Here is a 12555-nt window from a genome sequence, read left to right as displayed (position 1 = left end):
TGACTCCCTTCTACTTTCCTTGGTAATGAACCCAACGATTAGAAGTAATAAAGATAACCGCCGTTAGGGCCATAACAATGACGAAAAGAATCCATGCCATTGCTGAAGCATATCCCATTTGGAAGAATTTAAACGCATTATCATATAGATGCATGACATAAAACGTTAATGAATTGGCTGGAGTTCCTTGCCCCTGAGTCATTGTGTACGGCAAGGTAAACTGTTGAAATGCTCCGATAGCTCCCATGACCAAGTTAAAGAAAATAACTGGAGTCAGTAATGGCAGTGTTACGTTGCGGGTTTTTTGCCACCAATTTGCCCCATCAACTTCAGCTGCTTCATATAGTTCTTCTGGAATATCACCTAGTCCCGCAAGGTAAATAATCACTGATTGACCAATTCCCCAAAGTGACATTAAAATAAGGGAAGGTTTTGACCATAATTCACTTCCAAGCCAGTTTGGACCTTGAATTCCAATCATATCAAGCATGCCATTTATAAGACCAAAACCAGGATTTAACAGCCACATCCATAAAACCGCTAAAGCTACATGCGGTACAAGTGTCGGTAAAAAGAATATCGTACGATATATAGCCATTCCTTTTATTTTCATATTCAACATCATTGCTAACGCTACGCCAAATATAATACTTAATGGAACGAATAAAACTGTGAAATAAACGGTATTATAAATTGATTTCCAGAATAAATCATCCTTGAAAAGATCTTGGTAATTTTTAAAACCAACGAAATCACCAGGTTGTAGAATGCTATATGTTGTAAAGCTAAAATAGATTGAAGCAATAAGAGGAAAAGCAAAAAACACTGTAAAACCGATAATCCAAGGTGAAGCAAAAAGCCATCCGTGAAGATTTGAATTGGTTGAAAATTTCTTTTTCTTCACTACAACAGGTTCCTGAAGGCGAGTTTGTTTCGTTGCTTCCGCCATATAGAGATCCCCCTTTCAAATAGTTAAGTAAGGAGGGTGACTCAAAAACTATACTCCCGCTCGAGTCACCCTGAAAAATTTATTTATACTTCTCGAGGGCTTTATTTACTGTTTCTGTCGCTTTATCAAGGTTTTCTTGTGCAGTTCCATTTCCTCTTACTGTTTTTTCTCTTGCATCGACAATTTCATTCCACATTAATTGACCTTCAGGGATTACCGGTCTACTATGTGAATTCGGTAAGATATCAATAAACGGCTTTAATTTTTCGTTATCTCCGCGTCCTAATTTCTCATTAACTGCCGGGATAACAGAAAGGTCACCAGGAAGTTCAGAGAAGTATACCTCTTGTCCTTCTTCAGTACCAAAGAACTTTACGAATTCCCAAGCTGCTTCCACATTTTTTGCACCTTTTGGTATTACGACCGCATGGCCGCCGGACCAAGTTGTAAAGTCAGTTCCAGTTGGTGTTGGTATTGGAGTTACGCCATAATTTAAGTCAGGCTTGTATTTTTCAATTGCTGAAATAGTCCAGTTTCCATCAACTTTCATACTGATTTGTCCTGAAATGAATGGATCCATTGCCCCAGAACCTGCAGAACTTTCAAACCCTGCAATATCTTCTACACCAAATTTTTGGGCAACTTTCGCCATCCATGTTAACGCTTCTACAACTTTCGGATCGTTTGCTGTTACTTCACCAGTTTCTTCATTATAGAAATTTCCGCCAAAGCTCCATCCCCAACCATAAAGCCAGCCTTGACCATACCATGGGATAAAACCAATTTGTTTAAAACGCTTGCCTTCTTTTTTCGTTAACTTTTCTGCAGCTGCTTCTAATTCTGCAATTGTTTTAGGAGGATTTTCTGGATCTAATCCAGCTTCCTTAAAGTGGTCTTTATTGTAGTAAAGCATACGTGAATCTGTTGTATATGGCAGTCCATATAATCGATCCTTGTAATTTGCTTCTTTCCAAGCATATGGATAATAAAGGTCCTCCGATACGCCGTCAGCTTCAGCCATATCTGTGATATCGGTGAGAGCTTCTTGCGCTGCCCATGAACCGATTTTAAATCTATCAAAAAGCGCAACGTCAGGCGGGTTTCCACCAGCTACAGCAGTTAACAGCTTTTGATCTGCTCCTTCACTAGCCTCGGTGTATACCATTTTCACTTTAATATCAGGATGTTTTTCTTCGAATGCTGCTACCATTTTCTTTAGTGCTTGTAAACCAATGTCAGTGGATCCATGCCAGAAAGTTATTTGTGTCTGCCCTTTTCCATCTCCGCCTCCTTCAGAAGAACCTGATTCCTTTGAAGAACAAGCAGACAATACGATACTTAACATGAGAAAAATTGCTAATGTGAAAATTCCAACCTTCTTACCCCTACTTTTCATAAGACCTTACCTCCCCTTAGTTTGAAAATTTTTATAATCCTACTAAATGAATAACTGATAGCAATCCCCCTTATTTAAAAACTATATATATGTAAATCAAACCTAATTGGGTTTGATTATACCCCCTTTAATGAATGCGCTTACAACACAGTGAAAAAATTTTTGTTTCATGTATGGTGTTAGAATCTGAAATTTGCTTCTGATGTTATAAAAATTCAGATGCGAAATATAAGTATATTTTTATATCAATTATACTAACAAAACTAGAAATATACCAAATGTTATATCAACTAGCTATTTACAAGATTAGTATATCAACATGTAATTAAACATGTCAATATTATTTTTTAATTTTTTAAAAAATTACGTATGTGGAAATAATATTAACGATTATTTTATGACAAGTATGTCAATAACTCTTTAAAAATGATTGCCTGATCAAATTAATTTTTTATGGTAATCAAAATAAGGGCCTGTCCCTCTTAAATATATAGAAACATAGACAATTTCTCATTCTATATATAGCTTTTTAGAGGAACTTACCCTTTGTTTTCATATTATCGTTTTTAGGCTTGCTTTGTTTTTAGTAATCTTCTTTGCGAAGATCTGCCTTCTACAACCTTAAACCCTACCTCAGAATGAATAGGCGGTGCATCATTTTCTCTTATATGTTTAATTAATATATCAACTGCATGACAACCCATTTGTTCTTCATCTTGCCATAAATGTGTAAAAAATGGTTTATCGATAATCTCCGTTGGAGAATCAAAGCATGCAATAGAATAATCCTCAGGCACCCTTTTACCAAATGAGACAAGCACTTCATAAAGTAATACAGCAACTAAATATTCACTTGTTATGAATGCTGTAACTTCTGGGTTTTTCTCAATTAAATGACGAATCTCATTTCTATCTTTTTCACGCACTTTTAACTTTTCAAATTTTAAGTTGGAATGATATTGTTTAGTACTTTGTATATTTAATAATACCGTATCAGGTTTAATTCTTACACCTTGTTCTGCCATTGCCACATGGAAACCCATCAGTCTGTCTTCAAGTGAAGATGTTCCGTCTGTGGAAGGTGATAGATAGCCAATATGCTGATGGCCAAGTCCTAGCATATAATTGGTTAACTCAATTGCAGCCAATTTATTATTAATGCAAACTGAACTTGATGGTATGCCAGTTAAATATCGATCTACTAATACTAGCGGGAAATTTTCAATCACCAGCCTTAATAATGCATTGTTATAATGCTTTCCTGGAGAGGGGCAAAAAATTAACCCCTTAACACCAAGGCTAACCAATGAACTGATCGCTTCTTCTTCTAATTCTGATATGCCTAATGTTTGCTTCATGACCAACGATAAATTATGTTTGGAACAATACTTCTCAATAGAATCAAGCAATATTGAGCCGTAATCATTGCCAAATCCAGGGAGGATAAAACCAACTAAATCTTGTTTGAAACTCGAATCAGCTAGTAATGATTGATTCTCTTTTCCTACTGTTGAATGAATCACAGCTTGATTTGTTTCAGAAACGAATGACCCTTTTCCACGATAGCGCTCTATGATATTCCTTTGCGCTAACATATCTAATGCTTTTTTGGTTGTAATCCGGCTTACATTGAACTTTTCAGCCAGCTCATTTTCCGATGGGATTTTGTCACCCGTTTTTAATGTACCATTCTTTATTTCTTCTAAAATATCAAGGTATATTTTCTTATATAATTGGCTCATTGTAGCTCCTTACATAGTTTAATTGTTATATTAAATATAACAACCAAAACTCACTTTGACAACTATTCAAATTTAAAATAATGGCTATTTTCGTTACTTTGTTTCTATTTACCTAGTAGTGTGAGTGGTTGATTGCAGCTAAAGTAGTTCGCTTTCCTCTAAGCGTTTGGTGAGTATCATCGGAGTAAACGCTGCATTAGTCTAACCTGTCCCGCTTTTTCCACAGAAGACTCACTCTTCCTTGTTAATCTACCTTAACTAGTTTTCGAAAGAAACTATTAAAAGAAACAATCTATTAAAAGGAGCGAAATAATTATGCGGAATTCAATTGAAGCTTGACTGTTTTAAAAATTTAAATTATTTAAGATTGAGAATGGCAGAGATCACTTTTAGAATAATAAAAAAAACAATCCTATTCATTGGATTGTTTCATATTTTTAGCAAATGATGTGGTTGTCGATTTCCCTTCAACCAAAGTGTAGTTGATCACGGTATGCATCGGGATTTTCTCTCCCTTTAGTTGCTTCATTAACATATGAACCGCCATCTCACCCATTTCTTCTTCATGTTGACGGATGTGGGTAAAAGTTGCATGATCAAAGTGATTCTCGGGACTATCAAAGCAGACAATTGAATAATCACCAGGAACAGTTTTTCCTTGCTTTTCTAATATGTACTTGAGCGCAAGAGCCAAATAGTATTCACTTACAATAAAAGCTGTTACCGATGGATGATTCTCAATAAAGCGTTTGATTGCGAGAGAATCTGTTTCAAGCTTAGTATTCGTCTTATCATCATAATATTGCGGTGAGGAACTTATCAAATCGAACAATAAATAATTTGGATCTAATTTTAATCCCTGCATTGTGTAAGCGATATGAAAGCCTTGAAGCCTTTCTTCAATCGTAGATGTCCCGCTTGGAGATGATGATAAAAAGGCGATTTTCGTATGACCTAAAGAGAAAAGATAAGTCGTTAATGCTTCACTTGCAGCTTGATTATTTGTACATACCGAACTAGCCGGAATTCCCTTTAAGTATCGATCTACCAAAACTAATGGAAAATCCATTAAGACCAGTCTTAATAATTCAGTGTTATAGTGTTCTCCATTAACAGGAAAGATGATCATTCCGTTTACACCAATTTTCACTAAATCTATGATGGCATTTTCCTCTTCTTTAATAAAACCTCTTGTTCGGCGAATGATTAAGCTGTAATTATTTTGCAAACATGCTTTTTCAATTGTTTTTACAAGATTTAACCCAAAAGCATCATCAAAGTCTGGGATAATTAAAGCGATTAGTTCAGTTGTTCCGATTCTTTCATGCTTTTTTTTCTCGCCGATTATCTCCTTTTTTGATACAGTCTGTTGCTGAGCAACAAATGAGCCTTTCCCTCTAATCCGTTCAATGATCTTGTTTTGAGCGAGTAAATCTAATGCTTTTTTTGATGTAATTCTACTTACTTGAAATTCTTCAGCTAACTCTTTTTCTGAAGGTACTCGATCACCATGCTTTAATCGACCTTGCTCTATTTGCTTGATGATGTGTTCGTATATTTTTTCATATAAAGGAGTATTCATTATTCGTTCACCTATTTTAGTTGTTATATAAAATATAACATCCTTAAAACGCTAGAACAAGAAATAAGCTTCTTGAGCTGTTCCAATGCCCTGCTGCATCAGCAATTTAAAAATTAATAATCAAGCTTCTTGCATAATTAAACAAATTATAAGCATTCTAATATTTGTTTAGGAGGTGAAAATGTTGTCAAAGCAAAATAAGGATCAGAATACGCAACAAATGGGTTCAAAATTGAATGAAAAAGGGTCAGGATCTGAATATCATTTGAAGCATGCTGACCATATTGAAGGCTATGGTGAGCCATACAATGATGCTGATGGGTCAAGTAATATGACAAAGAACAATGACCAATAATGAAGTAAGAGTGAATAGTATCGTGTTCACTCTTTTTTAGTACCATTCATTGAACGTACACTAGATAAAATGGAAAAATAGTTATTAAGAATAAGTCATTTCCTTTAGATACAGTTTGTGAAAAAAGATTATATTGCTTTATTTTCAGTTTCTTTATGGTAGTTTGTATAAATCCCTAGAGATTACCTATATCTACACATGTAAAGGAGCAGATATGCCGCTCCAACCGACTATTTATTGTTATTATTTTCTTGGCGGGATTGTTCGTTTAGAAGTCTGTTCTCTGGTGGTGCAAAATTGACAGATAGCAGACTTTCTTCAGGACTCATTCCATAAAATTCGCTTAATTGTTTCTCTTCATGCTCATCATTTGAATGCAATTTTTCTTTTTCCTTTGTCAATTTTTACACTCCATTTAGCTTTGATTTTGAATATCTATTATTAAAATGAGAAGTAGGTTACATTTTTTTAATAACAATTTGCTCAATGATCTTTTGATTTTATTGCTTTATCCATTAAATCAAGATTATTTAAGCCGTTTTCACTAAAAGAATTATCACTATTCAATTGCTTTTCAACCTTTCCTCCATCGAAATCATTCTTATATGTTATTTTCCCATGACTTTTTTTATTTTGCTTCATAAGGCATTTCCTCCTTTTATGAATTGGATGACTTAAATTCCCCTTTGCTCGCAATAGGTATCAATGAGTTGTTCTATTTGATCTAACTCTGGATTTTCTCCAGAAAATGTGAATTTTATTTCCTCAATGTACTTTCCTTGATTCGATACATGAATCGCACCGTTTTGCTTAATAACACTGTATTCAGGTTCAAATCTGTAGCCATTCCTTTCCACAGCACCCATATCTGCCCAGCTCCTTGACTAACTTAATAATTACCTCCTTACTATTTCTTAAAAGCCGTAAAAAAAACCGCTCCCCGACATGAAAATCGGGATGCGGTTTTTCATCTAAGCAGACAGGATTGGACAGCAGTTATGAAGAAAGGTCGGCTAATCTGTCCGTAATGATCCGATCAGTCTCGCTTATTCGTCTTCCTCTTCCGCTCTATTTGTTTGTGTTGGGAGAGTATCCCAGAAACTTGTATCAGCCGTTGCAATTGAGCCATCTGCAATTGCTTTAACGGTTGCATCCAAAGTTGTAATCGTTTGTTTAATTAGATAACCATTGCTTTTTTGTCCAAGTGCATATGACTCGATATAATGATCTGACATTCCGCGCATTTCAAAAAGTAATGTTGAGATATTATATCGAACTGCAGCCCCATTCCGTCCGATATTTGCACCATCCCCTCCGTTATATTTACCGATATGTCCCCAGCCGGTATCCTCAAGGGTATTGTATACCACTGCCCCGAGTTTTTTAGAGCCTTCTAAGACCTCTGGTTTAACCTCAGAATTAGTTGGATAGAGAATGGAACCAGATACCAGCTCACCATCTGTTTGACTTCGCGTTCCTTGATGATGTAAATCAATCATGTATTCGATATCATATTTTGCAAACACATTTTCATGAAGAGCTCTTACCTCAGCCTCCATCTCGCTGAGAGGCTTATCATGTTCACGATTTAAATCAACTTCATTTGCATTATATCTAGTTAAGTGACGATCACCGTCAGCTAAATAGTTATCTAGTGAGAAGTTAACATCCCCCATCGCTCCATCAGCATTTAGCATTGGGATCACTAGCACATTTACATGATTAAGGACATCCTTAAGTTTGTTGGTACCTAAGTGTTTTATAAATTCAAGCGCTCCTTCAGTTGTGAGCTGCTCATTGCCATGCTGCTGGGTTAAAAATAAAATCGTTGGATTATCAGGGTTTGACAAGTATTTTGCCATGTAAATATCACGGCCCTTAACCGTTTGTCCGATGACTTCAAGCTCCATCGCATCTTGCTTGGAATCCTGAGTTTTCAAATAATCGACCATGCTTTCGTATGTATGTAAGATTGAAGTTTGAATGGCACCATTCCCCGTGTTTGGTCCATTGCCTACTGCATTTGCTGGAATTGAAACAGCTGTAACTGCCCCTATTGTCAATAGGCTGGATAATGTAACAGATAAAACTTTCTTTTTCATACTCACTTACAATTCCTCCCCTTTTTTTAATTGATTACCACACTATTTTACTTGTTCGTGTTACGAGAATTAATAGAGTAGGCTACCTATTGTTTAGACATATTTCGATACCCGAAATTTGTGAAAGTAGGATTGTTTAATACCATAAATTGTAATTTTATAGGAAATTGTGATTACGGATGAAACATGTTTCATTTTTACTAAGAGAAGAATCTTGTCTATGAATTGAATCATCCGTCTGATTGAAAAATACTTCAGGTATATTCTAGTTATTAAAATGATCTAGTCTAGCAAAGAACTCATTTAGAAAATCATAAAACAATTTTTCAGTTGGTAGCAATGAACGGTGGATTGGTGTGATGACGCCAACCGTTCGGGTAACATTTGGCTCGGTTAAAGGGATTTTAACCGTTGATCTTGGAATGCTCTCTACTAGTGTGACTTCCGGCATAAGTGCAACTCCTAGTCCTGCCGAAACTAACCCTTTTAATGCATCAATATCGTCCCCTTCAAAGGCAACATGCGGAGAGAATCCAAGCTCATTACAAGCGTTCACAACGATGTCACGGAAGACAAAACCCTCCGGCAAAAGCACAAAAGGATCGTCTTTAAGCTCCCTTAGCTTTAGAGATGATCTCTCTGCTAGCGGATGATGAATTGGCAACAAGGCAACAATATTTTCAGTAAATAATATTTTCCTGTCTATTTTTCTTTCTTCCATCGGCAGCGGACCTATTAGTGCAAGATTAAAGTCACCTTTTATAACCCCATCAATAATATCACGATAGAGAGCTTGCTTTAATTGAAATTTAGCTTCTGGATAACGCAGCCGAAAAGCATAAATAACAGTTGGCAGCGTATATGCTGCTAAACTTATAGGATAAGCAATTCGAATGGTTCCCTTTTCAGGGTCTAAATACTCTTCAACTTCTCGTCTTGCTTCATCTATGAAATTCATTGCTTGTTGCATACGGTCTAAAAATATTTTTCCAATCGGAGTTAATTTTACTCTTCTCCCCTCGCGAATAAACAAATCTACACCTAATTCACTCTCTAAATTAAAAATTTGTCTGCTCACAGAGGACTGTGCAACATGGAGGGCATCTGCCGCATCTGTAACATGTTCACGCATTGCAACTTCCATAAAATATCTAATTTGCCTAATTTCCATTGTGCTTCCCCCTTATTGACTCATGCTTAAAACGCATTAACTTTATCGTTTCTTAATATTGATTCGATCATTTATTAAATTATAAAATACATCATAACAATAAATCTAACAAAAACGGATGAATTTACTCGTTTATGGTTTTTTGAAACTGACACATGGGAGAATGAGAACATGAAAACAATTGAACATACAGAACAAACGTTTTTAAACAATGTCCAAGATTATGTCAATCATGTATATGAAACAGTAAAGAAACGAAATCCAAATGAAAGTGAGTTTCTTCAAGCAGTTAAGGAAGTTTTTGATTCATTAGTTCCTGTTCTTGCTAAAAATCCTCACTATATTAAGCAAGCAATACTGGAAAGAATCGTAGAACCAGAAAGAGTTATTTCTTTCCGTGTGCCATGGGTTGATGATCAAGGAAATGTACAAGTAAACCGCGGTTATCGCGTTCAATTTAATAGTGCAATCGGTCCATATAAAGGCGGTCTCAGATTCCATCCATCAGTAAACGCAAGTATCATTAAATTTTTAGGCTTCGAGCAAATTTTTAAGAACTCTTTAACTGGTCAACCGATCGGCGGTGGAAAAGGTGGATCTGATTTTGATCCTAAAGGAAAAACTGATGCAGAAATCATGCGTTTTACGCAAAGCTTCATGTCTGAACTAAGCAAATACATCGGACCTGACATTGATGTTCCAGCAGGTGATATTGGTGTCGGAGCAAGAGAAATTGGTTATATGTTTGGACAGTATAAAAAAATGCGCGGCGGGTTTGAGGCAGGCGTTTTAACAGGTAAAGGCATTGGTTATGGCGGAAGCTTAGCTCGTAAGGAAGCGACCGGCTACGGTACTGTTTACTTTGTTGAAGAAATGCTTGCTGATAAAGGATTAAGCTTTAAAGATCTTACTGTGGTTGTTTCAGGTTCTGGAAATGTTTCGATCTATGCCATGGAAAAAGCAATACAATTAGGAGCAAAAGTCGTTGCATGCAGTGATTCAAATGGTTATGTTTACGATAAAGACGGCATTAATCTCACAACTGTAAAACGTCTAAAAGAAGTAGAAAACAGAAGAATTAGTGAATATGTTAAGGAACACCCTAATGCAGTTTATATGGAAGGGTTTACTGGAATTTGGTCCATACCATGTGATATCGCTCTTCCTTGTGCAACGCAAAATGAAATTGATAAAGAGTCAGCAGAACGATTAGTTTCAAATGGTGTCATTGCAATCGGCGAAGGTGCGAACATGCCGTCAACTCTTGAAGCTGTTGAGGTTTTCTTAAACAATCAAGTGCTTTTTGCTCCTGCAAAAGCAGCAAATGCAGGCGGGGTATCAGTTTCTGCATTAGAAATGGCGCAAAATAGTGCAAGACTTGCTTGGAGCTTTGAAGAGGTTGATGCGAAATTACATGTGATCATGAAAAATATCTATCGTGAAAGCATGAAAGCAGCTGAAGAATATGGTGCACAAGGCAATCTTGTTGTCGGTGCAAATATTGCCGGCTTTGTAAAAGTAGCAGACGCAATGGTTGCTCAAGGTATCATATAATCGCAGGAATACTAGGAAACACATTCTCCTATCTTTTTACTATAAAGTACTTATATGTTATTGTTTTTTTTAAAAAGTGTTAATACGAAGTTTTAATAAAAAACCATACTATTCTAGTCTCTTCAACTTAACTAGTTTAGCATGGTTTTTATTATTTAACGATTCTTACTCATATTCTTTATCAAACTCTTTCGTGCTTCTTACTGTATCAATCGGGCGAACCAAGCGTTCAATCTGGTCTCGCTTTGCTTCTAAGAATGGAGGCAATGATAGTTTTTCTCCTAGTGTTTCATATGGTTCATCCCCCATAAAGCCTGGTCCATCTGTTGCAAATTCAAATAGAATTTGCGGGGCAACTCTGGCATATAAGGATTCAAAAAAGTGGCGATTTACATAACCAGAAGTACTAAATCCGAAGCTTTCCATACGTTTTATCCATTCCTCTAACACATGGCGGTCATCAACTCTGAAGGCTACATGATGTACAGTGCCAAAGCCTTGTTGAGCTGGTGGGAGAACCGGGTTGTATTCAACTATGACCTGTGCTCCATTTCCACCTTCACCTACCTCAAATAAATGGAAGGAACCTTCTTGGGCAATTTCATTAAATTGTAGGACCTTTTCCATCATTTCTTTAAAATAATCAAAGTTTGCGATTCGAATAAAGATAGGTCCTAACCCTGTAATAGCATATTCTAACGGAATCGGTCCTTTTTGCCATGGAGTACCTGCGGCAACTCCTTCATTTTTTTCATCTGAGATGATTTGATATTGTTGATCATCGAAATCCACAAAAGAAAGAGTCTTTTTACCGAATTGTTCTTTTATACCAGTATGCTTCACATTTAAACGATCAAATCGCTTTTTCCAATACTCTAAAGCTGCATCATTTGGCACGCGAAAAGAGGTTTTGAAAATTTCATTTGACCCATGTACACCTTTAGGAATGCCAGGAAAATCAAAGAAAGTCATATCTGTTCCTGCACTGCCCTTGTCATCAGCAAAAAATAAATGATAGGTTTGAATATCATCTTGATTGACTGTCTTTTTTACCAAACGTATTCCTAAAATATAAGTGAAAAATTCATAATTTTTTTCAGCGCTGCTTGTAATTGCAGTGACATGATGTATCCCTTTTAATCCGTTCATTTAGGTTCCTCCATTATCAATAATTTATAAAGATTACTCAAATTTACCTTTAATTAAAATATCTTTAATTCAAAATAAATTTATCATAGAACAGAATATCTGTCAACAGAACGATCTCCAAATAAAGTGGAAAACCCCTCTAATGAGAGGTTCAAAAAGTGGCAAAGCGGCTAATATCTTTTAACTCTTTCATTAACGACATCTAAAATGCTAAGTAGTTTTTGTGGCGTACTTGCCCCGTAAAACTCTTCAATTGTTTGTTTACCTTTTTTTAATCCTTGGACTATCTCGGTTACCTCATCTGTCACATCAGGAGCTATTTCTCCTCTTTCTATCATTTTCTCTAATTCGTTTGCCATTTGTGTTGTGCGATCCATTTATTTTCCTCCTCTAAATCAATTCTTCAGGTGGTTTTTGAGAAAAAGAGGACTAACGAATGCGACTTGCTGCAGTACTGGTAAAATCTGCATTCTCCTAATGATGGTTAAGTGAAACTCATCAAGCTTTTGTCCACTCCCTTATATCTCTCCTGACCTGACTACCAGTAATTATTCC

At 36.0% G+C, this 12555-nt stretch carries 13 protein-coding genes; 2 read left to right on the top strand and 11 right to left on the bottom strand.

Translation table 11 applies throughout. From position 1 onward, the window contains the following. Positions 1 to 10 precede the first annotated feature (10 nt). The 4 genes from WQ54_RS20730 to WQ54_RS20715 form a co-directional block, all read right to left on the bottom strand. Positions 11 to 949, bottom strand: a complete 939-nt coding sequence (locus WQ54_RS20730; protein WP_052737890.1) for a carbohydrate ABC transporter permease — start codon at positions 947 to 949, stop codon at positions 11 to 13. A 79-nt stretch (positions 950 to 1028) separates the two neighbouring features. Continuing rightward, complete coding sequence (locus WQ54_RS20725) at positions 1029 to 2345, bottom strand: ABC transporter substrate-binding protein (protein ID WP_046586906.1); 1317 nt, start codon at positions 2343 to 2345, stop codon at positions 1029 to 1031. A 566-nt stretch (positions 2346 to 2911) separates the two neighbouring features. Then, positions 2912 to 4087, bottom strand: a complete 1176-nt coding sequence (locus WQ54_RS20720) for a GntR family transcriptional regulator (protein ID WP_046586903.1) — start codon at positions 4085 to 4087, stop codon at positions 2912 to 2914. Positions 4088 to 4499: 412 nt separating this feature from the next. After that, entirely contained in the window at positions 4500 to 5669 is a 1170-nt protein-coding gene (locus WQ54_RS20715) for a GntR family transcriptional regulator (RefSeq protein WP_046586901.1), read from the bottom strand. Between the two features lie 181 nt (positions 5670 to 5850). Between WQ54_RS20715 and WQ54_RS33820 the strand changes: the two genes are divergently transcribed. Next, entirely contained in the window at positions 5851 to 6024 is a 174-nt protein-coding gene (locus WQ54_RS33820; protein ID WP_156178032.1) for a hypothetical protein, read from the top strand. Between the two features lie 230 nt (positions 6025 to 6254). Here the strand turns inward: WQ54_RS33820 and WQ54_RS33815 are convergent, their stop codons facing one another. The 5 genes from WQ54_RS33815 to WQ54_RS20700 all read right to left on the bottom strand — a co-directional run bounded on the left by WQ54_RS33815 (position 6255) and on the right by WQ54_RS20700 (position 9297). Then, positions 6255 to 6425, bottom strand: coding sequence for a hypothetical protein (locus WQ54_RS33815; protein WP_156178031.1), 171 nt, complete (start codon positions 6423 to 6425; stop codon positions 6255 to 6257). Positions 6426 to 6507: 82 nt separating this feature from the next. Continuing rightward, complete coding sequence (locus WQ54_RS33810) at positions 6508 to 6666, bottom strand: hypothetical protein (RefSeq protein ID WP_156178030.1); 159 nt, start codon at positions 6664 to 6666, stop codon at positions 6508 to 6510. 32 nt (positions 6667 to 6698) lie between these two features. Next, the gene (locus WQ54_RS20710; protein ID WP_046586900.1) at positions 6699 to 6890 is read right to left on the bottom strand and encodes a YbxH family protein; all 192 of its coding nucleotides are present in this window, start codon (positions 6888 to 6890) and stop codon (positions 6699 to 6701) included. A gap of 180 nt (positions 6891 to 7070) precedes the next feature. Further along, positions 7071 to 8126, bottom strand: a complete 1056-nt coding sequence (locus WQ54_RS20705; protein WP_046587333.1) for a M14 family zinc carboxypeptidase — start codon at positions 8124 to 8126, stop codon at positions 7071 to 7073. Positions 8127 to 8391: 265 nt separating this feature from the next. Beyond that, entirely contained in the window at positions 8392 to 9297 is a 906-nt protein-coding gene (locus WQ54_RS20700) for a LysR family transcriptional regulator (protein WP_046586898.1), read from the bottom strand. A 171-nt stretch (positions 9298 to 9468) separates the two neighbouring features. Between WQ54_RS20700 and gdhA the strand changes: the two genes are divergently transcribed. Next, positions 9469 to 10851 carry an NADP-specific glutamate dehydrogenase gene (gdhA, locus tag WQ54_RS20695; protein ID WP_046586896.1) on the top strand — a complete coding sequence of 461 codons (1383 nt, stop codon included), beginning with the start codon at positions 9469 to 9471 and terminating at the stop codon, positions 10849 to 10851. Positions 10852 to 11016: 165 nt separating this feature from the next. Here the strand turns inward: gdhA and WQ54_RS20690 are convergent, their stop codons facing one another. Both WQ54_RS20690 and WQ54_RS20685 read right to left on the bottom strand, forming a co-directional pair. Beyond that, complete coding sequence (locus tag WQ54_RS20690; protein WP_046586894.1) at positions 11017 to 12000, bottom strand: ring-cleaving dioxygenase; 984 nt, start codon at positions 11998 to 12000, stop codon at positions 11017 to 11019. Positions 12001 to 12170: 170 nt separating this feature from the next. After that, positions 12171 to 12377 carry a hypothetical protein gene (locus WQ54_RS20685; protein ID WP_046586893.1) on the bottom strand — a complete coding sequence of 69 codons (207 nt, stop codon included), beginning with the start codon at positions 12375 to 12377 and terminating at the stop codon, positions 12171 to 12173. Positions 12378 to 12555: the final 178 nt, after the last annotated feature.

The organism is Bacillus sp. SA1-12 (genome assembly GCF_000981385.1).
Taxonomy (GTDB): Bacteria; Bacillota; Bacilli; order Bacillales; family Bacillaceae; genus Metabacillus.
This window is presented reverse-complemented; position numbering and strand designations above follow the sequence as displayed.

Excerpts from the sequence above, each read along its gene's own strand:
- WQ54_RS20715 (WP_046586901.1), bottom strand. The coding sequence starts at position 5,669 with ATGAATACTCCTTTATATGAAAAAATATACGAACACATCATCAAGCAA.
- WQ54_RS33810 (WP_156178030.1), bottom strand. The coding sequence starts at position 6,666 with ATGAAGCAAAATAAAAAAAGTCATGGGAAAATAACATATAAGAATGAT.
- WQ54_RS33820 (WP_156178032.1), top strand. The coding sequence starts at position 5,851 with ATGTTGTCAAAGCAAAATAAGGATCAGAATACGCAACAAATGGGTTCA.
- WQ54_RS20685 (WP_046586893.1), bottom strand. The coding sequence starts at position 12,377 with ATGGATCGCACAACACAAATGGCAAACGAATTAGAGAAAATGATAGAA.
- WQ54_RS20725 (WP_046586906.1), bottom strand. The coding sequence starts at position 2,345 with ATGAAAAGTAGGGGTAAGAAGGTTGGAATTTTCACATTAGCAATTTTT.
- gdhA (WP_046586896.1), top strand. The coding sequence starts at position 9,469 with ATGAAAACAATTGAACATACAGAACAAACGTTTTTAAACAATGTCCAA.
- WQ54_RS20730 (WP_052737890.1), bottom strand. The coding sequence starts at position 949 with ATGGCGGAAGCAACGAAACAAACTCGCCTTCAGGAACCTGTTGTAGTG.
- WQ54_RS20720 (WP_046586903.1), bottom strand. The coding sequence starts at position 4,087 with ATGAGCCAATTATATAAGAAAATATACCTTGATATTTTAGAAGAAATA.
- WQ54_RS20710 (WP_046586900.1), bottom strand. The coding sequence starts at position 6,890 with ATGGGTGCTGTGGAAAGGAATGGCTACAGATTTGAACCTGAATACAGT.
- WQ54_RS20700 (WP_046586898.1), bottom strand. The coding sequence starts at position 9,297 with ATGGAAATTAGGCAAATTAGATATTTTATGGAAGTTGCAATGCGTGAA.
- WQ54_RS20705 (WP_046587333.1), bottom strand. The coding sequence starts at position 8,126 with ATGAAAAAGAAAGTTTTATCTGTTACATTATCCAGCCTATTGACAATA.
- WQ54_RS20690 (WP_046586894.1), bottom strand. The coding sequence starts at position 12,000 with ATGAACGGATTAAAAGGGATACATCATGTCACTGCAATTACAAGCAGC.